The following is a 25559-nucleotide window of genomic DNA, read 5'->3' as shown; positions in this document are numbered from 1 at the left end:
ACTAATTTTTATTATGGGTGAACCAGTTTTAAAATGTCATACGGCAGCAGAATACCTGGCTTTTGAAAAAACATCGCAAACCAAGCATGAATTTTATAAAGGCGAGATATTCGATACGGATGGCGCGAGCTTCAAACATAATCAGATTCAAACAAACTTTGTTGGTGAAGTAAGAGCCTTTTTAAAAGGGAGACCCTGCGATGTGTTTGGCAGCGACTTACGCATTCATATTCCTTCCAATACGCTCTATACTTATCCGGATGCAATCATTATTTGTGGTAAGCCTCAACTGCCGGATGATGAATTTGATACGGTACTCAATCCTTCCGTTATTGCATAAATATTATCCCCATCAACATAATCCTATGATCGTGGTAATAATTTTATGTTGCATCGTTCCATTACTTCTTTACAGGAATATATTTTAATTGATTCGGAAAGTATTGCTGTTGAGCATTATAAGCGTAATAAAGATAACACATGGCTGTTGCAGGAATGGAAGGAAAGAACAGCTATACTAACGATTACTACTATTGGTCTTTCTTTGCCACTGGAAGAATTGTATAACGGTGTAAACCTGCCTGCTTAGTTTTTATTGTATGGTTTACCTGCACTTTATCAAAACATTTTCTTCTACTATTCACAGCCTTTGTTACTTTTAAGCATTTGACTAAATAACGATTATGGCTATAGCAAAAATATTATGGGCAGATGATGAGATTGAAAACCTGCAATCGCAACGCCTCTTTTTGGAAAGTAAAGGCTACGAAGTGCAGACCTTTACCAACGGCTTTGAGGCAATTGATTACGTAAGAGACAATGCAGTGGATGTAGTACTTTTAGATGAAAGTATGCCCGGTATTACCGGCTTAGAAACCCTGGCGAAAATAAAAGAAGTAAACCCAACCGTTCCGGTAGTAATGATTACTAAAAATGAAACGGAAAACCTGATGGACGATGCCATTGGCAGCCAGATAACCGACTATTTGATCAAGCCTGTAAACCCAAACCAGGTGTTGCTTTCGCTTAAAAAAATTATAGACAACCGCAGACTCGTTGCAGAGAAAACAACACAGCAATACCAGCAGCAGTTTCGCAATTTGTTCATGGCGCTCAACAGCAACCCTGACTATAATGAGTGGATGGACATTTATAAAAAACTCATCTACTGGGAGCTGGAAATGGAAAAGAGCGACAGCCCCGAAATGCAGGAAGTTTTTCAAACACAAAAAGGAGAGGCTAATACCGAATTTTACAAATTTATCAGTAAAAATTATACTTCGTGGATCAACAGCCGTAACGGCAATGTGCCGGTAATGAGCAATACCTTGTTTAAACAAAAGGTATTGCCGGTAATTGAGAAGGGCACGCCTACTTTTTTCATTGTTATAGACAACCTGCGGCTTGACCAATGGAAAGCCATTCAGCCCATTTTTGCCGAGAGTTTTCGCATATTGGAAGAAGATACTTTTTACAGTATTTTACCCACTGCTACACAATACAGCCGCAATGCGATACTCGCCGGCGCTATGCCGCTGGAGATTGAAAAACAATTTCCGCTGCAATGGAAAAACGATGATGAAGAAGGTGGTAAAAACATGTATGAAGAAGAGTTTTTTAAAGGGCAGTTACGCAGGTTGCGGCGCGAAGATATAAAATACAGCTATACTAAAGTTGTTCATTACAACGATAGCCAGCAATTGGTAAATAACATTCATAATATGTTGAATAATGACCTGAATATTATTATTTACAACTTTGTGGATATGCTAAGTCATGCGCGTACCGAAATGGAAGTGCTGAAAGAATTAGCAAGTGATGAGGTAAGCTACAGGAGTATTACGCGCAGCTGGTTTGAGCACAGCGCCTTGCACCAGGCATTAAAAAAAATTGCCGATAAAAAGATAAACATTGTACTAGCTACCGACCACGGCAGCGTGCGCGTAAAAACGCCTTATAAGGTAATTGGAGATAAACAAACCACTACCAATCTACGTTATAAACATGGTCGCAATTTGAATTACGATCCTAAAGATGTACTCGCTTTTCGTGATCCACGCGAGGTAGGCTTGCCCGTGCCTAATGTCAACTCCTCATTCATCTTTGCAAAGGAAGATGGCTTTTTATGTTACCCTAACAATTACAATTACTTCGTAAATTATTACAAAAATACCTTTCAACACGGCGGCATTAGTTTGGAAGAGATGATTGTGCCGGTGGTAAGGATGAGTAATAAATAGTTCTTTAACGGCTCAGGCGCGAAGGCGCATGATGAGAATAAGTATATAATAGATAAGCATATTAAAAAGGCGCCGAACTTTTTACAAGCTCAGCGCCTTTTTATTTTATCTGTACTTAGTTTCTTTGCTGTTCAAAATCTCCTTCTGCCATCTACTATCATCAGTCATTTGTCATCTTTGCTACTGTTGGTTACTCGCCATATTCGATGCATTCCACCAATCCCTGATGCTGCTGCAACCGGAATAGTCGTTATCAATATGAATGTAGTAAGTAGGAATATGGGTTTTAAACCATTGCTCCAATACCTGCATTTTCTTTTCTTCCAGCGCTTTGTTAGAAATCACGCTGTAATCATCTTTCATATTTTCCACATGTGGCTCGGTGCGGGTTTTAAAATAAACGATGCGCACGTGCTGCATTCCGCGTTCATCGGTATAGGCAATTGGTTGAGATACATCTCCGGGCTTCATATCTTTCAATTCCACAACGAGGTCCTTATCTAGCTGGTCAATAGTTACCAAAGTAGAACCCGTTTGCGGATCGGTAATGGCACCGCCGGTAAATTTGCCGTTCTCATCATCGCTGTATTTATTTACGGCTTGTGCAAAAGCTATTTTATTATTTACAATATCCGTACGAATACTGTCCAGCCTAGCTTTAGCTATATTCACCTCCGCATCCGTTACCGGCGGAATAATCAAAATGTGCCGGATGATCGCATCATCACCCGCGCGACTCACCATCTGGATGATGTGTAACCCAAACCTGCTTTTTACTACCGGCGATATTTGTCCTTCTTTCAGGCGCCATACTGCTGCCATAAATGCCGGATCCCATTGTTTATCGTTGCGGTTGATGCTGTATTGACCGCCATTCTCTTTGCTGCCGGGGTCCTGCGTGTATATACGTGCTAAATCGGCAAACTTTTTACCGCCGGTTTCTACCTGCCGTTTCAGATCGAGCAACTGGTTGCTTACATATTCCTCCACATCTTTATTTGCCTTTGGGTTCAACACTACCTGACTTACTTCCACTTTGCTCTCAAAATAAGGCAGACTGTCTTTAGGTATTTTGTCAAAATAAGCTTTTACCTCAGTTGGCGTAATCTTTACACTTTCCAGTATTTTGCTGCGCATCTGGTCGGCCATCAGGCGCTCTTTAAATGGTTCGCGGTTGTCTTCTTTAATTTGGTAAATGGTTTTACCGGCAATTTCTTCCAACGCTTCTTTACTGCCATACGACTGTATAAAGCCACGGATCTGATTGTCTAAGCGGGCATCCAGATCTTCGTCCGATATTGGCAGCGAATCTCTTTCTGCCTGCAACACCAATGCTTTTTGTATCAACTGACCTTCCAGAAAAGCGCACTCGGGGTTGGGCGGCAACTGCGCATCCTGCCCTTGCCTTTTATAATCGGCAATGGCATTCGTTATATCACTTTGTAAAATGATTTTATCGCCTACCTGTGCTATTATTTTATCGGCCACCACTTTTTGTTGCTGTGCGTGAGCAGCGGTCATTACAAGGCAAAAAGCGGGTAAGGCTATTATTATTTTCTTCATAAATACAATAAATACCGTCAAAAATAGCCAATCACTGCCGCCGCAGCGTGCAGTGATTGGCTTTTAACAAAAAATAATAGGGTAAGCTAAAGGCACCGCGAAGATTCAATGGTGGTAAGTCACACAAAGTAATTTTTGTTTCTCTTTATGAAACGGTTTGCTCTTTGTGCCTTATGGTCCAAATGATTATTTTTAAACAGCTTGCCTGTACTGCAAAAATGTTATCGCACGCCATGCATCAGTTTTTTGAGCAAAGGCGTTAAGGCATATAATAAAATACCTGCCCCACAGCACAACACTACAAACATCATAAAAAATTCGTACAAATTATGAATGGCAAAACCGGCAAACTCGGGATAAGTAGTAGCTATTTTACTGCTTTTCAGAAAAGCCAATTGGTTGGCTGTGGGCTGTACAGTGCCATTCAGCACCGCACCAAGGTCAATGCCATGCGCTGATGCTTCGGCATATTTATCACCGGTAGGTGGAAGCAAAGCACCTAAGGTGCCGGTGAGTGCATAACCAGCCGCATTGCCTAAAAACCATACACCCATCAGCAGCGAAGCAAAGCGCTTCGGCGATAATTTTGCCACGAGCGATAAACCAATAGGCGATAAACACAACTCGCCGCAGGTATGCATTAAATACAGCAATACCAGCCATATTACACTTATTTTACCGGCAGTGCCCAGGTCTTTTACCTGGAAAGCAATTAATAAGTAACCTAAGCCAATCAGCACCAAGCCTATTGCCTGCTTTACAGTGGAAATAGGTTCCATTCCTTTCTTATTTAAATAACTCCACAACAAACTGAAAGGCACCGCGAGTATCACCACAAACAAACCATTAAAAATCTGCACCATACTTGGCGGCATATTCCAGCCTAAAATATTGGTATCGGTTTGCTTATCGGCAATAAAGGTGAGCGAAGAGCCGGACTGCTCAAAAGCAGCCCAGAAAAAGATAACAAAAAACGAAACAATATACAGCACGAGAATACGCTGAGTTTCTACCTTGGTAAGCGATTTATCACTAAGAATGAACACGGCAAGGCTGATACCTGATGCATAAATAAATGGATAGATATAGGTTTCTATAGGCGATGCTGCCAACGCGGCAAAATAACCACCAATGCCGGTGCCCGCTGCCAGCGGCATCATTTCGCTATCCCATGATAAGTATTGAATAAGAAAGTAAAGCACTACCAGCAAGCCTACTAAAATATAAACGGATTGTTTGGAAAAATGCGCCTGTACTTCATCCGGTTCATCAGTTGCTGTTTTGGCGCGCCGCGCCGGCCTTGCTCCAATTGCTTTTCCCTCGGGCGTTACCACATATTTATTCTTTAAAAAATAAAAAGAAATAACACCCAAAAACATGGCAATACCTGCCGCCAGGAAGCCCCATTTAAAAGCAAACAAGTTCCTTATAAAAGAAACATCTCCATTAGCCGCAATTACTTCATGCTTTACATCGCCGAGGTATGGACAAATGAATTGGCCAAGAAAAGCGCCTACATTGATGCCCATGTAAAAAATAGTATAAGCCGAGTCTAATTTGCTTCTTTCTGTAGCGGGATACAACTGCCCAACCATCGAAGAAATATTAGGTTTAAAAAACCCATTGCCCAGGATAATCAGCCCTAAAGCAAGCCACATTAATGTGGTGGCAAGACTAAGATTGGTTGAAAAAACAGAGGCACTGAAAAACAGCAATAACTGGCCTATACCCATTGTAGTGCCACCGAGTAAAATACAAGTGCGATTGCCCAAAAACTTATCAGCGATATAGCCGCCGAGCATCGGCGTGAGATAACACAAGCCTAAATAACCGCCGTAAATGAAGGATGCCTGCCGCTCGCCCATGGTGAGTGCTTCCACCAAAAACAGCGTGAGCAATGTGCGCATGCCATAAAAGTTGAACCGCTCCCACATTTCGGTGGTAAACAATACACCTAAACCTTTTGGATGTCCTTTTTGTTTTGCTGCACTTTGCAGGATGGCTTCATCAGCCACTGTTATATTAGACATAAATAACTTGTTTTCTATTGAGTAAAAAGGTGATGATTTTAACTGTATAATGTTGTTTTCTTTTTTGCAGAAAGCAAAGTGGTGAGCGGCCTTGCAGCAACAGGCAAACGTTGTAAACCTCCATTAACTTCTGTTTCCCGCACTTGCCGGCAGGCAGGTATGTGGTGAGAGCGTTTTATCATGCAATCGAAGATTTTACTAAAATAGTGCCTCAAAATAAGCAGAAATTTGTATCTGTAAAGTTTATATAAATGGTTTTGTAAATCCATAACTATTTTCGCCCACCAATACAAACCATTTTTACATGAATATTCTCTTACTTGGCTCCGGCGGTCGCGAGCATGCTTTAGCCTGGAAAATGGTGCAAAGCTCCCGTTGCACCAAACTTTTTATAGCGCCCGGCAATGCAGGCACGGCACAATGTGGCATTAATGTTTCTATCAACAGCAACGATTTTAATGCTATTAGTACTTTTTGTATTAATGAAAAAATAGACCTGCTGGTAGTTGGTCCAGAAGAGCCGCTGGTAAAAGGTATTTACGATTTTTTTCAGCAACCTGATACATGGAAGGGAATGGTAATTGGCCCATCGGCTGCTGCCGCACAACTGGAAGGCAGCAAAGCTTTCTCCAAAAAATTTATGCAGCGGCACCACATTCCTACAGCAGCATATGCAGAGTTTGATGAAAGCAATTTTGAATTAGGCAAAAAATATATTCAACGACACAGCTTGCCAATTGTGTTAAAAGCCGATGGTTTGGCAGCCGGTAAAGGCGTAGTTATCTGCAACACCGTGGAAGAAGCACAACAGGTGTTTGAAGAAATGATTGTGCATAAGCAATTCGGTGAAGCTTCTGCCAAAGTAGTAATAGAGCAATTTTTGAGCGGTGTTGAGGTAAGCGTGTTTGTAATAACCGATGGCAGCGAATATAAAATTATTGGTCATGCTAAAGATTACAAGCGCATTGGCGAAGGTGATACGGGATTAAACACGGGCGGAATGGGCTGCGTAAGTCCGGTGCCATTTGTGACGGAAGAATTTATGCAAAAAGTAGAGCAGCACATTATTCAGCCTACTATTAAGGGCATTAAGGAAGAAAGTTTGACGTATAAAGGGTTTATCTTTTTTGGCTTAATCAATGTGAACGATGAGCCGTTTGTAATTGAGTATAACTGCCGCATGGGCGACCCCGAAACCGAAGTAGTAATGCCAAGGCTGAAGAACGATATAGTAGAATTATTTGAAGCAATGTATTACTCCCGGTTACAAAATATAACTATTAAAACGGATGAGCGTGCCTGCTGTACGGTAGTAGCAGTAAGCGGTGGTTATCCTGGCGATTATAAAAAGGGCAAGCCAATTTATTTTGGTGAAAGGTATAACAATAAGGAAACTATTATATTTCATGCAGGCACACAGCAAAAAGGCGATGAAGTGATAACCAATGGTGGACGTGTATTAGCCATTACTTCTTTTGGAAATACCATTAGCGAAGCCGTAGAAAAATCAAAAAAGGTATTGGAAACAATTCAGTTTGATGGTATGTATTACCGTAAGGATATTGGATACGAGTTTGAATGACAACTATGGAGACGCGAAGAAACATGGAATAGTATTTCTTTTCATCCGGGTAATCCCGGAAATCGCATGAATCCTGGTTCAGACAATTTCTTTTCGGCTTATCATTTGCTTTTATGCGGGATGAAAATGCCGTGAACCTATGATGCGCCGTGTATGCTCTTTCGCAATTATTATATATATCATTGCTGTATGTCTTTACTCCTGCACTTCTGCCCACCGTGGCTTCTTTGCCACGCGCACGCCGCACGAGCGTTATGAAGATAATCTTATCAACGCCGGATTAAAAGAAACCGCTCTTGGAATGCAATGGTTTACGGCTGCCGAAAAAGGCATTCGCACACCGCTTAGTATTAATTTGCCTTACAAGGAAACCGGCTATTTTGCAGCCGAGCGCCCCGATGCGGCGGGCTATGTATTTACGTGCCGCCGTGGCGAAAAACTTATTATTACCCTATCGCAAAAGCCAGCAGAACGTTGCAAAATATTCATTGATTTATGGCAATACAACAGCAATAAAACTATCAAATACTTACAATCTGCCGATACAACCGGCAGCAGGCTTTCTCACGAAATAGAGCAGGATGGCAGCTACCTGTTGCGCGTACAACCAGAACTCTTGTGCAGTGTCGAATATACATTTACACTTACCACTACGCCCACACTTGCCTTTCCGGTACCTCAATCGGCAAACCCCAAAGTTGAGAGTGTATGGGGCGACAACCGTGATGCAGGCGCACGCCGCCACGAAGGCATAGATATATTTGCTAAATTTCGTACGCCGGTGATAGCTGCAGCCGATGGCTATATAACAGGTGTAAACGAAAATAAGCTGGGTGGAAAAGTGGTATTTATGCGCCCTTCAGGTAAAGATTATGTGCTGTATTATGCACACTTAGACTCGCAGTTAGCCTACGAAGGGCAGGTAGTAAAAGTGGGCGACACGCTTGGGCTGATAGGCAATACCGGTAACGCCCGCACTACACCTTCGCACTTGCATTTTGGTATTTATACCAGCGGTGGCGCTATTAATCCACTGCCTTTTGTAGAAGCGACGGTGCAAATGCCTTACAATACAACAGCACCGTTAGATGCTGTCAACAGCTACGCGCATACCACCAGAACAACAAACCTGTACGCAGGCACCAGCCGCTCGGCGGAGAAAACCAGCCTGCCTGCCTTCTCCCTGCTACACATAGCTGCAGCGGCTGCCAACTGGTACAAAGTAATTACAGCCGATAGCACCGAAGGTTTTGTAAGTAGTGATAATGTAGCTACTACCTCTTACCGCAAGGTTGCCTTGCCACAAGGCAATAAACTCTATGAGCAGCCCGACACGGCTGCTGCCGCCAAACTCACTATTGCCCGCGATACAGTAGGGAACGTATTAGGCAGTTATAATCGTTTTTACTTTGTGAAGTATAAGGAGGTGGTAGGCTGGGTGGAGATGTGAGGGCTTTTAATATCATTTTCAAATGAAGTTGTGCGGATTAGTAAGATTACGCAGCTAATTTATCACTACTGATTAACCGAACTATCTACGTTGAAATGGTATAAGAAGATAATACCTAACTCGTGTACTTACTAAAGAGCAAATATTAAAAAGGGTTGCCACTTTCTGAGCGGCAACCCTTTTTAATATATATCATATATATCTACAGTTCAATGTTACACCAGCATCCGCAATGGCTCTTCCAGTAAACTCTTTACAGTTTGCAGGAAGGCGGCGCCGGTAGCACCATCCACTACGCGGTGGTCGCAACTAAGGGTTACTTTCATAACGTTGCCAGGTACTACCGCACCATTCTTTACCACCGGCACCTGACTGATACCGCCGATTGCCAAAATACAGGAGTCAGGCGGATTGATAATTGCCGTAAACTCATCTATACCAAACATGCCTAAGTTGGAGATGGTAAACGTACTGCCCTCCCAGTCGGCGGGCTGCAGTTTTTTATCTTTTGCCCTTTGTGCAAAGTCTTTTACTTCTTTAGATATCTGGCTCAATGGCTTGGCGTCTGCATTACGTACTACCGGCACCAGTAAGCCTTCTTCTACAGCTACAGCTACGCCAATATTTACATGATGGTTAATACGTATTTTATCGCCCATCCAGCTACTGTTTACTTTAGGGTGTTGTGTGAGCGCCACCGCTACTGCTTTCAATACAATATCATTAAAGGATATTTTTATCTTGCTCAATTCATTGATACGGGTACGTGCGGTGATAGCGGCATCCATATCAATAGTCATGGTAAGGTAGAAATGCGGTGCTGTAAACTTGCTTTCGGCAAGACGGCGCGCAATGGTTTTGCGCATCTGCGATACAGGTATTTCTTCAAAGTCGGTAGTAGCAGGCTGTGCTGCAGCAGGCTGCGACTGAGCGGCCGGTTGTGCCTGCGGCTGGTAATTTTCAATATCACTTTTAATGATTCTGCCATTATCGCCACTGCCTTTTACACTCTTTAAATCAATGCCTTTTTCCTGTGCCATTTTTTTAGCCAATGGCGAAGCAAAGATGCGACCGTTGCTGCCGGATGCCGGTTGCTGCGTGCCTGTTTCCTGCAAGGCAGGTGCAGGCTGATTTTGTACTTGTGCATTGGCGGGCGCTACATCACCTTCGCCTTTTCTCGTATCAGCTTCTGTTTTAGGCGAACTATCGAATGCGCCGGCACGCTGCGGATCAATTTCTGCACCAGCAGCCGGTGTACCCCCTTTAATGCCGTTTACAATTTCCTGTACATTCAATCCTTCTTTACCAATAATGGCGAGCAGGTCATTTACCTGAATCTTTTCTCCTTGCTTTGCACCCTGGTACAACAGCTTGCCATCTTTATAGCTTTCCAGCTCCATTGTGGCTTTATCGGTTTCTATTTCGGCAAGTATATCGCCCTTCTTTACGTCATCACCCACATTTTTTTGCCAGCTTGCTATTACCCCTTCCGTCATTGTATCGCTCAGGCGAGGCATCAGCACAACTTCTTCCATTTTAGAATAATCTTTTGCAGGTGCCTGGTTAGCAGCAGGGGCTGGTTGTGGAGCAGGTGCAGGTGCTGCTTCTTCTTTCTTTTCCTGTGGCGGCTGTGCACTGGCTGGTGCGGGCTGGTTGCCGCCGCTATGCTTTGCTACAATACCACTTACATCTTCGCCCGGGTTGCCTATCACTGCCAACAAATCGTTCACTTGCAGTTTGCCGCCATCGCCTGCGCCAATGTGCAATAGGGTGCCATCTTTATAGCTTTCCAGTTCCATAGTCGCTTTATCGGTTTCTATTTCGGCAAGCACATCTCCTTTTTTTACAGGGTCGCCTACTTTTTTGTGCCAACTGGCAATTACACCTTCGGTCATAGTATCGCTCAGGCGGGGCATTAAAATCTCTTCAGCCATATCGGTATTTTTTCGCGTGTTTTTGTGTGAATGGGTGTTTTAGCAAAATGAATGTATCGGTTATTTTCAGCCGCTAAAAACGAGCCGTGAAATTACAGTAAAATCAATTAGCTGCAATTATTGAAGGGTTTTTTATAAGTTGAGGGAGACAAGGGCTTTGAAAATAATGGTTCTTTTTGTAAAAGAGAATACTTTATATATGGTGATTACTGCACCCCATATGCAACTCTTTCAAATACTGCCCAAAAGCCGGGCGGAAAAGAAGCAAAAGCGTGGTTAGTTTTGTGGACAGCAAGAGTCGGGGGAAGAATGAAAACAGCTTAAAATATTGGCAACTAAACGAGATGGTCATCTGCTCAAAAATGAAGATATTACGCGGCTCGACATTAAAATAGCAGAGCGTAAGGCATATATTATTAAACGGATATTCAGCTTTTTCTCGGCCTTAATGCTTGCCGTTATTGGTTTTATTTCCGCAAATAAGCTACTATTTATAATCTAAAATACTTAATCTTTCTCCGCAAAAATCATATTCATTTATATCATTACTGCTCACCACGATCAGTTTGTGCCGGCAATATTTTTCTATTAATTGATGATACAATTCATAACCCGAAGCATCTAAATTAGTACAAGGTTCATCTAATAACAGTATGGGCACATCGGCAAAAATGGCTTGCGCCAGCTTAATGCGCTGCTTCATGCCGCTGCTATAAAAACGGATTTGCTTGTTGGCGGCTTTTTGCAAGCCAACAATATTGATGATTTCTGCAATACGCATCTGTGGCAACAATGGCTTGAACGAAGCATGAAATTGCAAAAACTCAGTGGCAGTCATTTCCTCAATTACCTCGAGGTAAGGTGCACAAATAGCAATGTGACTATGCACTTCTTCTTCGTCGATTCCTTTCAATCCCTTTTGCTTCTGTAGCTGCCATTCAATGCCGCCTTCATTGATTTGCAAGGCAGCAGCAATCACCTGTAGCAAAGTACTTTTGCCACTGCCATTGGGGCCGGTGATGGCATAAGCATTCCCACTTACAAAAGCAGTATTTACTTTACGAAATATCCAATCTCTGTTAAAGCGTTTTCCTGCGTTGTGGAGTTGGATAAGCATAAGAAAACCCTCCTGAATCCTCCCTAAAGGGAGGATTTTTGAAGTTCGATTAATTTTTATGAGTTAAAAATACAGGTGTCAGCCTCAAAGCCCCTCCTCCGGGAGGAGTTTGGGAATGCTCTTATTTTTTGTTCTGTTTATCACGCATTTCCTGCAGCTTTTTTTGCGCTTCCACTGTTTGTGCAAAACGCTCCTGCCATTTGCTTTGCTTCTTCGGCGCTTTACGCTTCTCCTGTATTTCGGCTAATATCTTATCGTGATTAATTATATAGTTTTGAATCACAAACTGGATACCCAAGGTAATAAGATTGGATACGGTATAATACCAGGTGAGCGCTGCCGGCAATCGGTTGAAAACAAACAAGAGCACAAACGGGAAGATGTACGGCATATACTTCATGGCAGGGTTGCTCTGGTCGGGCGTCATGCTCATGTTGTAAAATGCAATGATAAAATTGGTGATAACGGCGGTAAGCGTAAAGAGACTCACATGGTCGCCATAATTAAATGGTATGCTGAAAGGCAATTTGGCTATGACATCGTAAGTAGAAAGGTCGTGCGCCCACAAGAAACTTTGCCCGCGCAGCAAAATACTGCTGCTGAAATAACTGTATAAAGCAAAGAAAATAGGGATTTGCAACAGTGCGGGAATACATCCGCCTAACGGATTAACGCCTGCTTCGCGGAAGATTTTCATCTGGTCCATAGCATACGCCTGCTGATCGGCGCCATGTTTCTTTTTCAGTTCCGCCAGTTCGGGACGCAGCACTTTCATTTTGGCACCGCTGAGATAGCTGGTGTAGGTTAGTGGCGATGTAATTAAGCGGATAAACAGCGTGAGCAACGCAATCACCCAACCGAAATTGTGAATGAAACCTGCGAGGAAATTGAATACCGGCATAATAAGCCAGCGATTGATGTATTTTACAAAAGAGTAAATACCAGAACCCAAATCTACAATTTCCTCTAAGTGCTCATCGTAGCTTTTAAGCGTATAAAAATCATTGGGGCCATAATATAGTTGCAGCGGCACATTTACAGTAGTAGCAGCCGGCACTTTTAGCTGCAGACTGGCATTAGCCATGTACAGCGTCCTCGAGCTGTCGGGCTGCGTATTCATGCGCGCTTCGCCACTTTTAAACTGGTCTTTAGCAATAATGGCAGTATTAAAAAACTGCTGCTTAAAAGACATCCATTCGATAGGAATATCAAACTTCTGGTTCACATCGGACATTGCACGTTCGTAATCAAAACCGTCTCCTACTTCGTAAAAGCAAAGGCGCGACTGTTCCTTTTCGTACGAGCCGGAGTATTGTTGCTGATTGATGGAAATATTCCAATGCAGGTTAAGCGCATTGCCGGTAAGCAATTCGTTGGCACCATTCATAGCAATATTCCAGTCAATCATGTAATTGTCTGGCTTGATGGTATATTGGTGTGTAATGCTTTGCCCGCTGGCAGCATTCAATGTATAAGTAATGGTCTGGCTGCCATCGGCATTTTTTACTACGGTACCCGGCGAAAAGAACAAATTGCTTGTTTCGGTGCTTTTGTTGGAACCGGTATTAATAGTATAGCCAAGCGCATCGGTTTTTCCACCGGAAAGTACTACCGGTGTGCTGTCTATCGATTTAAAATTCTTAAGCAATACGCTCTTTATCTCCCCGCCTTTGTTGCTGAAAGTCACGCGCAAGAGGTTGTTTTCAACCACCATGGTTTGTTCTGTGCCGGTTGCAGCACTGTCGAAATTGCCGGCTTGTGACAAGCGGTTTAGCGAATCCCTGCGCAAAGAATCAAGGCGGGCAACAGCAGGGTCTATAGGTTTTACTTTAGCAGCATTTACAGCAGCAATGGAATCTTTTGCCCGCTGTTCGGCAGCTTGCAGGGCTGCCTGCTGTTTGTTGGTGTACCAGAAATAAACAAAGAACAGGATACCCAATAACACAAAACCAATAATCGTATTTTTATCCGCTTTCATTATAGTAGATAGTAAAATTGAGCGGCAAAGGTAGGGATTGGGAAGAATAGTTAAGAATTGACAGATGATGGATGGCGATTGACAACTATGGATTGAGCGGTTATTAATAAATAAAAAGGTTAAAGTTGGCTTTGCATTAGCTGAAAAGGGCAAGATACTTTCTATGCTCACCTGTCGTCTATCAACTGTCATCCAACATCTGTCAACTATCTTTGACGTATGCCCAACAAAATTCTTCTTGCTATTACCGGTGCCAGCGGTGCATTGTATGCCAAATTATTATTGGATAAATTAACAACATTGCAACATCAATGGCAGGAATTAAGCATCGTAATGAGCAATAATGCCAAAGAAATCTGGAAAACAGAATTAGGTAATGAAAGCTATAACAGCTATCCCGCAAGGTATTTTGATAAATACGATTTTAATGCTCCGTTTGCTTCCGGCTCGGCTAAGTACAATATTATGGTAGTGGCGCCCTGCAGCATGGGAACGCTGGGACGCATTGCGGCTGGTGTGAGTGATGACCTGATAACCCGCGCTGCCGATGTAATATTAAAAGAGCGTCGCAAACTTATACTCATGCTGCGCGATACACCTTACAACCTGATTCATATACAAAACATGGAGAAAGTAACATTGGCTGGTGGTATCATTTGCCCTGCAACGCCTTCTTTTTATAGCAAACCCGCAACTATTGAAGCGGTTGCAGTTACCGTTGTTGACAGAATACTGGATTTGGCAGGACTGGATATTAGCAGCTTTAGATGGGGAATTGAAGGTAAATAAGAGTGCGCGTATGATAGTATTATCTGTAAGCGAACTCACTTATAAAAGTGCTTCAGCATTTAAGTAACATTTTGCATAAGGCTTAATATACTTATCCTCAGCAGTTAGCGTAAGCGCTCTCTAATAAGATTCTGAAAACGTAAGCCGGTTTTGACGGGCTGTTTTCTTAAGTAGCTTTAATCTTAGCATCCCTCGTGCTACTATGGACAGCAGCGTTGAAAATAAGAAAAGACAGATAAGCAGTACTAAGGCAAACAGCACTGCAATTGGAAAAGTAAACTTCATAAGGTAAATTTTGGTTGCTTCAAATAATTATAATTAAGGATAGTATCAGAATACTTTGTTTTGAAATCCTTAATTAATCCAACAGGTTTCAATGGGAGTGCCAAATGCAAAACTGCTGAATGTCAATAAGTTATAGCCTTTCTTATTACATTAAATGTTTTATTGTTGGAAATAACAGTTGCAAAATGAGATAAGCAACTTAGAAGATAGATGGAGAAGTACACTTGTCAGCTTAGGCCTTCAAGTGAAGAGCAGGAAGTTTATGTGATTATTTTATTCCAACTTATGTATAAGCACGGCTTTGAAACCATAAAATGCAAAAGCTGATGCAGATACATCAGCTTTTGGAACAGTTACTTAAAATATGTACTAAAAAATACAGGCTTATCTTCTGTTATTTATCATTATTTCTTATAGAACAGGTATGGACATAAACACCAAACTACACAACTGTCATTAACAATTCCACACCATAGCAAGAGCATGCTGTATATTGCTTTTCAGCATATCACAAAACAGTTATGTCGGGTGGTACTGCCAGTTCTTACGATCATTAATGCACCGCCATCGTCATTTCACTTTCTGTAGTCCTCTTTGCATTCTTTTGCCAAACAAAGAATATGATAAACAGCACTATCAATATCGCAGGGAAGGTCATCATTTTCATCAAAGACTCTTGACCGGTGGCTAATTCCAATGCATTTCCTGTAAGTCCCTTAGCTGCGTTTTCTGCACGGGCACTATCAATCCACCCACCAATAATGGGTTGGAAGATAGAGGTAGAAAACATGCCTACCCCACCTACGATAGACATACCCAGCGCGCTGCTGCGAGGTACTCTATGCGCCACTGAACCAATCATTACCGGCCAGAAGTAACAGATGCCAAGTGCATAAACGATTGCCGCCACATAAGCCATAGGGCCAGTTACGCTACTGAACAAATAAATACCGATCGTTGCTAAGATGGCTCCGGCAAGCAAAACACCGGTTTGTCCCAGGCGCCCAACCACCGGACCAGCGAAAAACCTACCGGTAGCAGATATACCATTCGTCAATGCTAAAATAAGCATTGCATTTGCCCCGCTGGCACCCAACACAATACTTACCCACTGGCTGGGACCAAACTCAGTAATAGCAGTGAGCGCCATGCAGCAGAACAGAAATATATACACAGGGCTCAGCATGGCTTTAAAATTCTCCTTGAAGGAGGTAGCCTCGGCCACATGTGCTTTTGGAAAAGTTTTACCGAAAAATAAAATAGCATAAGTGATAGTTGGTATTATCGTTACCCACATTTGTGCCTGCCAGCCAAAACCCATGCTGGTCATGAAGTAAGAAATAAGAGACCCAACGAGGATTCCACCAGGAAACCACATATGGAACCTGCCAAGCATTTTTTGCATTTTCACCCCTGAATACATATCTGCAATCATTGGGTTACAGGCAGCTTCTGTACATCCATTACCAACACCTATCAGGAGGGTGGAGATGAGTAAAGTGGTATATCCGCCCGCAAAAATGGTTAATAAGATACCTATGGTATGGCACACAAAGGCAACTGACATAATTGTTTTGGGGCCAATCGTATGATAAAATAAGCCTCCAAGAATCATGGAAATAGGAAATCCTAAAAACCACATGGAGTTGATAAATCCGAGTTGTTCGGCAGAAATATGAAATGCCTCACCTAACTGAGGGAGAATTCCTGCACGGATAGAAAAAGTAAAAGCGGTAGTGATGAGTGCAAAGCAACTCCCGTTAAACAGAGCACTTTTGTTAACGTTTTCGTTCATTAAATTAAGTTTTTAAGTTTAAGCAATCGTTATGGAATAACCGGGATTAACTATGGCGCAATATATAACAAATTATTTTTCCTATAGGTAATATTGTGGGGGCAACTTTAATTACATTTTTGGTATTTCGGCAGGTGCGCTCACCCGCCGAAATACTACATCAGGTAGTTGATAATATCATCGTTTGTCTTCCATTCACAAAGTATGCTATACTATATAAAACGGTTAACGAGATTTTCCAGATATTCCTGTCTGCCACTGGTAACAGCCGGCTCGCCATTTTGGGCAGCGTAGTTGCGCAGATCTTCGAGGGTAAGTTTACCTTCTTCAAACTCCTTTCCTTTACCGCTGTCGTAAGAGGCATACCGTTCATTGCGGATTTTACTATATTCGCCATGCTGCAAAATTTTATCTGCAACAATGAGTGCTCTTGCAAAGGTATCCATGCCACCGATGTGTGCATAAAACAGGTCGGCAGGATCGGTAGAATTGCGACGGATTTTTGCATCGAAGTTGATACCACCCCCGCCAAAGCCACCTGCCTCCAGGATCACCAGCATCGCTTCGGCCAGCTCGTTAATGTTGTTTGGAAACTGATCAGTATCCCAGCCATTCTGATAATCACCGCGGTTAGCATCTATAGAGCCTAACATGCCCGCATCGGCCGCTACCTGCAGCTCGTGCTGGAAGGTATGACCAGCAAGGGTAGCATGATTGACTTCTATATTAATTTTAAAATCATCCTGCAAACCATATTTATTCAAAAAACCAATTACAGTTGCACAATCATAATCGTATTGATGTTTCGTTGGCTCCATTGGCTTTGGCTCAATAAAGAACGTGCCTTTAAAGCCCTGCTTACGTGCATAGTCTTTTGCTGTATGTAAAAAACGTGCAAGGTGCTCCTGCTCCCGTTTCATATTGGTGTTGAGCAAAGTCATATATCCTTCTCTCCCACCCCAGAATACATAATTTTCGCCACCGAGTGCGATGGTAGCATCCATAGCTGCTTTCACTTGTCCGGCGGCATGTGCCAGCACATGAAAATCGGGGTTGGTAGAGGCACCATTCATGTATCTTCTGTGAGAGAATACATTGGCAGTGCCCCACAGCAATTTTACGCCGCTTTGCTGTTGCTTTTGCTTAGCATACTCTACCAAAGCCTGCAATCTTCTTTCGTTATCTGCTACATCATTGGTGTAATCCACCACATCCACATCATGAAAACAATAGTAGGGCACACCCAGTTTGGTAATGAATTCAAATGCAGCATCCATTTTATCCTTTGCTCTTTCTACTACATCGCTCTTTTCATTCCAGGGATGAATATGCGTAGCTCCACCAAATGGGTCGGACCCGTCATTTACAAAAGAGTGCCAGTAAGCTACTGCAAAGCGCAGGTACTCTTTCATGGTTTTGCCGCCTATTACTTTATTTTCATCGTACCAACGGTAAGCAAGCGGATTGTCGGTATCTGGCCCTTCGTATTTAATTTTACCAATACCTTTAAAAAATTCAGTATTGCCTGTTAAAACTCCCATGTTAAAGTGGTTTTTGTTGTTTAATTATTTTGATTATAATGTGCAAAATTTATAATGTAATTATTAATATATACTTTCCTTAAAAGTGAACCTATCTTCATCACGAGCTACAGCGAAGCAATCTGTGAGTTGCGGTAAATCATAATTAATGACTTGCATCGAACCTCATAAAGGCATATCATTAATCAACTAATCAATACAGAAGAATTATTTTAACTTTACTCCTACCTACAGATTATCCCGCTGTTGCCCGCAATGATGTTGCTTTGTAGCTGTGGAATTCTCCAGGCTTCGATAGCTGCAACTTATTATTTTACAAGCTGCATCAGCCATTCTTTCCATTGCATATACAACTGGTTATACTGCGCTGCATTATCCGGCTCCACACGCTGTAAAGGTTTCAAATTTAGGAATGCTTCGCAATAGGTTGTATAAATGTTTGCACCAATACCTGCACCTAATGCGGCACCTACGCTGCCATCGTTGCTGTACAACTCCACAGGTACATTCGTTACGTTTACAAATGCCTTGGTAAATACTTCGCTCAAAAACATATTGGCTTTGCCCGCACGAATAACGGATGGCTCCAAACCATTTTCGCGCATAATATCCAGTCCATAACGAAATGCAAATGCAATTCCTTCCTGTGCCGCGCGATACAGATGCGCTTTGGTATGCCGGTTAAAATCTATGTTGGAAATGCGCGCGCCTATCTGCTGGTTTTGCAGCATACGTTCTGCGCCATTGCCAAAAGGCAGCATCATCAAGCTATCGCTGCCTGGCGCAACTTGCGCAGCCTGCTTATTCATTTCGCTATAGCCTATGTTTTCACCGGCAACCATTTTTATCCACTTATTGGCAATACCGGTTCCATTAATACACAACAAAACGCCGAGGCGTTTTTCATCAGTCGTATGATTAACGTGCGCGAAAGTATTTACCCTCGAATATTTATCTGCCAGCAAAGTATTTGTAACTGCGTAAATAACACCTGAAGTACCTGCTGTTGCTGCTACTTCGCCGGGCTGCAACACATTTAGTGATAAAGCATTGTTGGGCTGGTCGCCGGCTTTATAACTTACGGGTATGCCCGCTTTTAATCCTAATTCATCTGCTACACTTTGCTGTACCGTTCCATGTGTTGAAAAGAGTGGTTGAATAACAGGAATTAATTCATTATTGAAGCCAAAATAATTCATTACCTGCTGGCTCAACTCATCTTTGCTAAAATCCCATAGCACCCCTTCGGATAAGGCAGAAGAAGAAGTAGTGATCTCGCCGGTGAGTTTCATAGCAATGAAGTCGCCCGGCAGCATCATTTTATCAACCTGCCCGTACACCTGTGGCTCATTCTTCTTCACCCATCCCAATTTAGAAGCGGTGAAATTGCCGGGCGAATTAAGGAGGCAGGTATTACAAATGCCAGCGCCAATGGCTTCGTACGCTTCATTGCCCACTTCCACTGCACGGCTATCGCACCAGATAATGGAATTTCTAATTACCTGCTGTTGCTTATTTACCACTACCAGCCCATGCATCTGGTAAGCAATACCAATTGCCGCAATATCTTTAGGGTTATACTTATTGCTGTTGTTGGCATTTTGTATTGCCTGCTTTACATATTGCCACCACACATCGGGCGATTGCTCTGCCCAGCCGCTTTGCAGCGAGATGATCGCCGCTTCTTCATCGGGGTATTGCGCCGATACAATACATTGCTGTGTGGCTGCATCTACTACCGACACTTTTATGGAAGACGTACCTACATCAATACCTAATAACAGCATGGCGTGTTGAATAATTTTAGAGATTATAAACTGTTGAATCAACGAGACATTAAGAACATAAGCTGTACAAAGTATTCTTTTTATTCTCTGCACTTCCCTGTGTTCTCAGTGCTACTGTGGCTCAAATACAAGCAATACACTGCAAATAAGCAGCAAGATAAAATGTTTCTATTGATGCAACACTAAGTTTTTAATCAATAGTAATACTTTTTTAATTAGAATAATAATACTTTAGCCTTATAATCTCTCAAATAGTATATGAAGCCATTTATTGAAAAGCTGCCGCCCGGTGAAGATGCTTCTTTTGTAAGCCGTATACACCGCACACCTCATTTTGAAGTACCCTGGCATCAGCATATAGAGTACGAGTTGATCCTTTTTCTGGAGGGTGCCGGCTTGAGCTTTATAGGCAACAGTGTAGATGAATTTGAAGTAGGCGATATATTTTTTATCGGTTCCAATGTACCGCATACCTTTCAAAAAAGCGGCGATCTTATTACGAGCGCCGTGGTGATACAGTTTAAAGATAATTTTTGGGGCAATGGTATGCTGGAAATACCTGAAAGTAGCCGCATCAACAACCTGCTGCACAACTCCAAACATGGCCTGAAGGTAACCGGACAAACCAAAGTAAGGCTGCGTCCGATAGTTATGGAGTTGCAGGAAAGCAAAGGCTTCTGGCGTATTGTGAAGTTGTGTGAATGCCTGGCGATGCTGGCAGATACTGATGATTATAAACCGGTATCCACTCAGGAAATAAAAGTAATGAACCATTCGGATAAAGAACGTATTGAGCGCATTGTTCAATATACGATGGATAACTTTAAGGAGGATATACGCCTGGAAACAATCGCGGCGGTGGCGTGCATGAGTCCACATGCATTTTGCAGTTATTTTAAAAAGCGCACGCGCAAAACGTATGTTGATTTTTTGAATGAAATACGCATTGGCTACGCGTGCAAATTATTGCTTACCACCGAAATGAATATTCTGTCTATCTGCTTTGATTCGGGTTTTAATAATGTAGCCAATTTTAACCGCCAGTTTTTAAAAGTAAAGCAACAAAAACCAAGTGTGTATAGAAGGGAACATGCAAGGAGTATGTTGTAGTGCTGCGAGCTTTGAGCCGTGCGCTATGAGCTTTAAGTTGTAAGCAGCAAGATGCAACAAACAAGAGGTAATTACATCTATAACTGAATATTTTACTTCAAGTGCTTAAAAGATTATTTCACTAAGCGCTTAGTGCATCTGTCATAAATAATCACAGGCTACTTTTGTTATGCTGAGTATGACTATGGAATCAACCTGTATAAACTTTTTATCAAACGTTTGTATTATAACTGTTCAAATATTCAGATCTATTTTCACCACCCAATTATTCTTTACCTTTTATACCTTATTCAATTTCATAACTTATGAAGCATTCCTTTTTAATTACCGCACTGGCTCTTTTCTTTCTATCCTTAACAGCAAACAGTCAAACAAATAATAATACTATTTTTAATCAGGACAGTTTAAGAAAAGAAATAAGTGTACTGGCTGCAGATTCCTTTCTGGGGCGCAAGCCATTCACTGCAGGCGAAACAAAAACCATTGACTATTTAAAAAATAAATTTCAATCCATAGGCTTAGAACCGGGCAATGGCATGAGTTATTTTCAGGATGTGCCAATGGTGAATATTGTTACCGAAGCCGCCCCAACCATGCAGGTACAATCGCCGCAAGGCAGCTTTGAGTTGAAGGGTTTTGATGACTATGCAATATGGACAGACCAGGATGATAAACCGGTGATTACCCTGGATAAAAACGAATTGGTTTTTGCAGGCTATGGCGTAGTAGCGCCCGAGTACAACTGGAATGATTATGCCGGACTGGATGTAAAAGGCAAAGTGGTAATGGTGCTGGTAAACGATCCCGGCTTTGGTGTGGATAGCACTTTATTTAAAGGTGATACGATGACTTATTATGGTCGCTGGACATACAAGTTTGAAGAGGCCGCAAGGCAAGGTGCTAAAGGGTGCCTGATAGTGCATAATACCAAAGCTGCCAGCTATCCTTTCAGTGTAGTACAAAACAGTTGGAATACTGCCAGGCTGCACCTGGATACCAGAGGCAAGAACATACCCTATTGTGATGTAATTGGCTGGATAACAGGAGATGCGGCAAAGCGTTTACTAAATGCTGCAGGCAAAGACACTACTTTATTGGCGCAGGCAAATCAGCGCGGCTTTAAGCCTGTGCCACTGAACGAACAGCTATCTACCAGCATAAAAGTAACGGCTACTTATAAACAATCGCACAATGTAATTGCAAAAATTACAGGTTCTAAATATCCGGATGAATACATTATTTACACTGCCCATTGGGATCACCTCGGCATTGGTACGCCGGATGAAAGAGGCGACTCTATTTACAATGGCGCGTTGGATAACGCCAGTGGTACGGCGGGCTTGCTGGAGATAGTCCGCGCCTATAAAAACCTGCAACCAAAGCCGGCAAGGACCGTTGTTTTCCTGGCTGTAACTGCCGAAGAGCAAGGCTTGTGGGGCTCGGCATATTATGCGCAAAACCCGGTATATCCACTGGCTCAAACAGTTGCATCCATCAATATGGATGTGTTAAACTCTATAGGAAAAACGGCAGATATTACCGTAACAGGTGCAGGACAAAATGAGCTGGAAGATGTCTTAAAGGAAGTTGCCCAAAAAAGTAGCAGATATATTTCCTTTGATACACATCCCGAAGCGGGATATTATTACCGTTCCGACCATTTCAACTTTGCCAAAGTGGGCGTGCCTGCATTGGATGCAGGCGCCGGAACGGATGTGATAGGCAAAGGAAAGGCGTATGGAGAACAAATGGGAGAAGCATATACCAATCTGCATTACCATCGCCCATCGGATGAATACAATGCAAATATGAATTTGGAAGGTGCGATAGCAGATTTGAAACTGCTGTTTGAAGTAGGAAAACAATTAGCTTTTTCGCATACGTGGCCACAATGGAAAACAGGTTCGGAGTTTAAAGCGATGCGGGATAAAACGGCGGGTATGCGGAAGTGAGTTTTTTAACCTTTTTGAACCCGAAGGCACAAAGACGCGAAGTTGCACGAAGAGAAAAATAAAAGTGTGAATCTTTGTGCCTTCGCGCCTTAGCAGTTTTCTATTTTACCGCATTCAACAACTTGCATTAAAGTAATAATACTATCATTCAAAGTTTTCAATCGCTCGCCCAGACAGGCAACAAAAAAGAGGTTTCGCAGAGACTGATATACTACACTCTGCGAAACCTCCCTTATCTCTTTTCTCCGCGGTGAAGACTACCCCGGAATGCGGGAAATATAAGATTCTAACTCTTTTATCTGATCTACTACCTGCTTGGTCTTGGGCTTGCAGGCTTTAGCTTTGCGAAAGAAATCTTTAGCAGCGCGAAACTCGCGTTTGTTCATAAATATCTGACACATACTGAGGTAAGCCACAGCTTCGCTTTCCTTGTCGGGAACACCAGCGCGGATGGCAGCACGAATGTAGCTTTCACCATTTTTAAAGTCACCTTTTTGCAATGCCATCATACCGAGTTGCAGCTTGTTAGCGCCTTCAGCTTCGGGCATGGGGACACCAATCTCCGAGCTTTTTTTGAGGTGTTTTTCGGCACTGTCGAAGTCCTGCTTCATCATGGCAATATTGCCCTTGAGTGTGTAATAGGTAGAACGGATGGGCTTGAACAACAGGTTGGGAAACCAGATAGAATTGATAATTTTTTCCACCTCTTCCATATTGCCCTTCTCCATCGGCTCTTGTATAAGGCGCAACGGACCAATAAAAAAGTGACTGAACAACCCGATAAGGGCTAAAAGATATAAAACAAACGCCGGCCAAAAACTACTTTGGATATTTACCAGAATAGCAAGCGCCAGCGCCACTAAACTCAGTACAAAACGATACTTGATAATCAGGTTATAAAACTTCATGCTTTTCTTTTAAAGAGCGGCAAAGATAGGCGTCTTTCAATTTTAAAATTTATCATCATTCACTTCTATCCAATAACCTTCGGGATCCTGAAAATAGATTTGTTTTATACCATCGGGACGTAGCTGCGGTTCTTTGGTGTTCTGCGCCCAATTGCCATATTTTACGTTCATTACGTCAAGGTGTTTGGCAAATGCTTCTACTGATGGCACACTAAAAGCGAGGTGAATATTGATATCGTGCGGCGTTACTGCTTTGGCGCCTTGTACCACGTGCAGTTCAGCATGTTCGCCTATCTTAAACCACACATGCCGGTTGTCATGAAAAGGTTCGGGAATCTCCTGCAACTGCATTACCTTCCGGTAAAAATCGGCACTTTTTTGCAGGTCCACCACATATATAGTAGTATGATTGAAACGTGGCGTTGTTTGCGACTGGGCAAGAGAAACAGTGGTAAATGCAATGCAGAGGAGCAGGCAAAAGAAGGAGCAAATTTTGTTCATGACAAGAAATGTTTAAGTGTGAAAGATAAGAAATATTACATTTGCGCCTGTTGAAAAACAAGGCCCCGTAGTTCAATGGATAGAATAGAAGTTTCCTAAACTTTAGATACAAGTTCGATTCTTGTCGGGGCTACCTTACCGGAAAAACAGAATGCATCTTCTGCTTTCCGGTTTTTAGTTATGGATAATTCATTGTCAATCTGAAAAATTAATAATAAAGCTTCATTTATTCGAGTAGTTCGATATTGGTTACCGTCAAAACTCAATTTTTCCGGATATATCGAACTAATAATTGCCCGTTTGCTTTCAATATCTGCGTTGGTATATATGTCATCTAAATGCATAATTGTATTTGCAGCCTGATCAAGTAGTTGATCAATACTTACCTGAGAACCCACACTACTTGTATCTAATAATTTTGCTTCTAAACGTTTAAGGCTATTTTCTGTTTTTGATTTAATGATCCGGTAATCATCAGGTTCAATAGCACTGCTCATTAGCAGTTCTCTTGCTTTTCCAAGCCGTATATTCAGCTTATTAATATCTTCACTTATTTCTTTAGTCTCTTTTCGCTTTTGTGCAAAACGGTTACTATAAACGTTTTTGACTACCAATTTATATAGCTCCAATGCGCCTTCCTTGGGAATAAACTTTTTGAATTCCGATACGATTGCTTCGTTAGCTACAGAAGCCCTGAATCTGCAACCGCAAGATGAAATACAGTGATAATAGTAATAGATCTTGTATTCACCTTTGGACGCGCTTCCTGTTAGCATGCGACTGCATCTTAGACAAATTAGAAATCCTCTTAATAGAAAATGGCACTGCTGCATCTGTTGGCATGGATCCCAAAAGATTGTATTAAGTTCTAACTATTACATTTTATACACCCAGAGAACAGAACATTTTGAAATAAGTAGCCATAGGAGAGGCTACTTGTTCCTTCTTAATCATTCGTACTATTTCGATGCCTGTTAATGTTCGTGAAGCAGGCTCA

General features: G+C 42.2%; 17 protein-coding genes, 1 tRNA gene and 1 pseudogene. 8 read left to right on the top strand and 11 right to left on the bottom strand.

The window, feature by feature from the left end:
- The first annotated feature begins 13 nt into the window (after positions 1 to 13).
- Positions 14 to 589: pseudogene (locus FC093_RS24535) on the top strand (Uma2 family endonuclease).
- Between the two features lie 94 nt (positions 590 to 683).
- Positions 684 to 2240, top strand: coding sequence for a T9SS response regulator signal transducer PorX (porX, locus tag FC093_RS02605; protein WP_137260163.1), 1557 nt, complete (start codon positions 684 to 686; stop codon positions 2238 to 2240).
- 180 nt (positions 2241 to 2420) lie between these two features.
- Here the strand turns inward: porX and FC093_RS02600 are convergent, their stop codons facing one another.
- From FC093_RS02600 to FC093_RS23655, 3 genes are all read right to left on the bottom strand, one after another.
- Complete coding sequence (locus FC093_RS02600) at positions 2421 to 3803, bottom strand: peptidylprolyl isomerase (protein ID WP_240743153.1); 1383 nt, start codon at positions 3801 to 3803, stop codon at positions 2421 to 2423.
- Between the two features lie 221 nt (positions 3804 to 4024).
- Positions 4025 to 5833 (bottom strand): peptide MFS transporter, encoded by a 1809-nt coding sequence (locus FC093_RS02595; RefSeq protein WP_137260162.1) that lies wholly within the window; start codon positions 5831 to 5833, stop codon positions 4025 to 4027.
- A 38-nt stretch (positions 5834 to 5871) separates the two neighbouring features.
- The gene (locus tag FC093_RS23655) at positions 5872 to 6015 is read right to left on the bottom strand and encodes a hypothetical protein (RefSeq protein WP_170970971.1); all 144 of its coding nucleotides are present in this window, start codon (positions 6013 to 6015) and stop codon (positions 5872 to 5874) included.
- Positions 6016 to 6137: 122 nt separating this feature from the next.
- On the opposite strand from FC093_RS23655, the gene purD reads away from it, so the two are divergent.
- Both purD and FC093_RS02585 read left to right on the top strand, forming a co-directional pair.
- Positions 6138 to 7415 (top strand): phosphoribosylamine--glycine ligase, encoded by a 1278-nt coding sequence (gene purD / locus FC093_RS02590; protein WP_137260161.1) that lies wholly within the window; start codon positions 6138 to 6140, stop codon positions 7413 to 7415.
- Between the two features lie 139 nt (positions 7416 to 7554).
- Complete coding sequence (locus FC093_RS02585) at positions 7555 to 8865, top strand: M23 family metallopeptidase (protein ID WP_137260160.1); 1311 nt, start codon at positions 7555 to 7557, stop codon at positions 8863 to 8865.
- Positions 8866 to 9080: 215 nt separating this feature from the next.
- On the opposite strand, the gene FC093_RS02580 is transcribed toward FC093_RS02585, so the two are convergent.
- From FC093_RS02580 to yidC, 3 genes are all read right to left on the bottom strand, one after another.
- Positions 9081 to 10799, bottom strand: a complete 1719-nt coding sequence (locus FC093_RS02580; RefSeq protein ID WP_137260159.1) for a pyruvate dehydrogenase complex dihydrolipoamide acetyltransferase — start codon at positions 10797 to 10799, stop codon at positions 9081 to 9083.
- A 487-nt stretch (positions 10800 to 11286) separates the two neighbouring features.
- Positions 11287 to 11916: an ABC transporter ATP-binding protein gene (locus tag FC093_RS02575; protein WP_137260158.1), complete on the bottom strand. Its 630-nt coding sequence runs from the start codon at positions 11914 to 11916 to the stop codon at positions 11287 to 11289.
- A gap of 121 nt (positions 11917 to 12037) precedes the next feature.
- Positions 12038 to 13894 carry a membrane protein insertase YidC gene (gene yidC / locus FC093_RS02570; RefSeq protein WP_137260157.1) on the bottom strand — a complete coding sequence of 619 codons (1857 nt, stop codon included), beginning with the start codon at positions 13892 to 13894 and terminating at the stop codon, positions 12038 to 12040.
- Positions 13895 to 14113: 219 nt separating this feature from the next.
- Here yidC and FC093_RS02565 point away from each other — a divergent pair, with 219 nt between their 5' ends.
- The gene (locus tag FC093_RS02565; RefSeq protein ID WP_137260156.1) at positions 14114 to 14683 is read left to right on the top strand and encodes a UbiX family flavin prenyltransferase; all 570 of its coding nucleotides are present in this window, start codon (positions 14114 to 14116) and stop codon (positions 14681 to 14683) included.
- 838 nt (positions 14684 to 15521) lie between these two features.
- On the opposite strand, the gene FC093_RS02560 is transcribed toward FC093_RS02565, so the two are convergent.
- The 3 genes from FC093_RS02560 to FC093_RS02550 form a co-directional block, all read right to left on the bottom strand.
- Complete coding sequence (locus FC093_RS02560) at positions 15522 to 16763, bottom strand: MFS transporter (RefSeq protein WP_137260155.1); 1242 nt, start codon at positions 16761 to 16763, stop codon at positions 15522 to 15524.
- Positions 16764 to 16975: 212 nt separating this feature from the next.
- The gene (gene xylA, locus FC093_RS02555) at positions 16976 to 18304 is read right to left on the bottom strand and encodes a xylose isomerase (protein ID WP_137260154.1); all 1329 of its coding nucleotides are present in this window, start codon (positions 18302 to 18304) and stop codon (positions 16976 to 16978) included.
- Between the two features lie 308 nt (positions 18305 to 18612).
- Positions 18613 to 20091, bottom strand: coding sequence for a xylulokinase (locus FC093_RS02550; protein ID WP_137260153.1), 1479 nt, complete (start codon positions 20089 to 20091; stop codon positions 18613 to 18615).
- A 258-nt stretch (positions 20092 to 20349) separates the two neighbouring features.
- Here FC093_RS02550 and FC093_RS02545 point away from each other — a divergent pair, with 258 nt between their 5' ends.
- Positions 20350 to 21201 carry an AraC family transcriptional regulator gene (locus tag FC093_RS02545; RefSeq protein WP_137260152.1) on the top strand — a complete coding sequence of 284 codons (852 nt, stop codon included), beginning with the start codon at positions 20350 to 20352 and terminating at the stop codon, positions 21199 to 21201.
- A gap of 305 nt (positions 21202 to 21506) precedes the next feature.
- Positions 21507 to 23153 carry a M28 family metallopeptidase gene (locus tag FC093_RS02540; RefSeq protein ID WP_137260151.1) on the top strand — a complete coding sequence of 549 codons (1647 nt, stop codon included), beginning with the start codon at positions 21507 to 21509 and terminating at the stop codon, positions 23151 to 23153.
- A gap of 257 nt (positions 23154 to 23410) precedes the next feature.
- Here the strand turns inward: FC093_RS02540 and FC093_RS02535 are convergent, their stop codons facing one another.
- Entirely contained in the window at positions 23411 to 24061 is a 651-nt protein-coding gene (locus FC093_RS02535) for a tetratricopeptide repeat protein (protein WP_137260150.1), read from the bottom strand.
- A gap of 42 nt (positions 24062 to 24103) precedes the next feature.
- Positions 24104 to 24562, bottom strand: coding sequence for a VOC family protein (locus tag FC093_RS02530; RefSeq protein WP_137260149.1), 459 nt, complete (start codon positions 24560 to 24562; stop codon positions 24104 to 24106).
- 61 nt (positions 24563 to 24623) lie between these two features.
- Between FC093_RS02530 and FC093_RS02525 the strand changes: the two genes are divergently transcribed.
- A tRNA-Arg gene (locus tag FC093_RS02525) sits at positions 24624 to 24695 on the top strand.
- The last annotated feature ends 864 nt before the right edge of the window (positions 24696 to 25559 follow it).

The organism is Ilyomonas limi, assembly GCF_005233845.1.
GTDB classification, from domain to species: domain Bacteria; phylum Bacteroidota; class Bacteroidia; order Chitinophagales; family Chitinophagaceae; genus Ilyomonas; species Ilyomonas limi.
Note: the sequence above shows the minus strand (reverse complement) of the source record. Positions and strands in the feature narration are given on the sequence as shown.

Coding starts and splice junctions, on each gene's coding strand:
- FC093_RS02565 (WP_137260156.1), top strand. CDS start 14,114: ATGCCCAACAAAATTCTTCTTGCTATTACCGGTGCCAGCGGTGCATTG.
- xylA (WP_137260154.1), bottom strand. CDS start 18,304: ATGGGAGTTTTAACAGGCAATACTGAATTTTTTAAAGGTATTGGTAAA.
- FC093_RS02545 (WP_137260152.1), top strand. CDS start 20,350: ATGAAGCCATTTATTGAAAAGCTGCCGCCCGGTGAAGATGCTTCTTTT.
- FC093_RS02595 (WP_137260162.1), bottom strand. CDS start 5,833: ATGTCTAATATAACAGTGGCTGATGAAGCCATCCTGCAAAGTGCAGCA.
- FC093_RS02585 (WP_137260160.1), top strand. CDS start 7,555: ATGATGCGCCGTGTATGCTCTTTCGCAATTATTATATATATCATTGCT.
- FC093_RS02535 (WP_137260150.1), bottom strand. CDS start 24,061: ATGAAGTTTTATAACCTGATTATCAAGTATCGTTTTGTACTGAGTTTA.
- purD (WP_137260161.1), top strand. CDS start 6,138: ATGAATATTCTCTTACTTGGCTCCGGCGGTCGCGAGCATGCTTTAGCC.
- FC093_RS23655 (WP_170970971.1), bottom strand. CDS start 6,015: ATGATAAAACGCTCTCACCACATACCTGCCTGCCGGCAAGTGCGGGAA.
- FC093_RS02530 (WP_137260149.1), bottom strand. CDS start 24,562: ATGAACAAAATTTGCTCCTTCTTTTGCCTGCTCCTCTGCATTGCATTT.
- FC093_RS02540 (WP_137260151.1), top strand. CDS start 21,507: ATGAAGCATTCCTTTTTAATTACCGCACTGGCTCTTTTCTTTCTATCC.
- FC093_RS02580 (WP_137260159.1), bottom strand. CDS start 10,799: ATGGCTGAAGAGATTTTAATGCCCCGCCTGAGCGATACTATGACCGAA.
- FC093_RS02600 (WP_240743153.1), bottom strand. CDS start 3,803: ATGAAGAAAATAATAATAGCCTTACCCGCTTTTTGCCTTGTAATGACC.
- porX (WP_137260163.1), top strand. CDS start 684: ATGGCTATAGCAAAAATATTATGGGCAGATGATGAGATTGAAAACCTG.
- FC093_RS02560 (WP_137260155.1), bottom strand. CDS start 16,763: ATGAACGAAAACGTTAACAAAAGTGCTCTGTTTAACGGGAGTTGCTTT.
- FC093_RS02550 (WP_137260153.1), bottom strand. CDS start 20,091: ATGCTGTTATTAGGTATTGATGTAGGTACGTCTTCCATAAAAGTGTCG.
- FC093_RS02575 (WP_137260158.1), bottom strand. CDS start 11,916: ATGCTTATCCAACTCCACAACGCAGGAAAACGCTTTAACAGAGATTGG.
- yidC (WP_137260157.1), bottom strand. CDS start 13,894: ATGAAAGCGGATAAAAATACGATTATTGGTTTTGTGTTATTGGGTATC.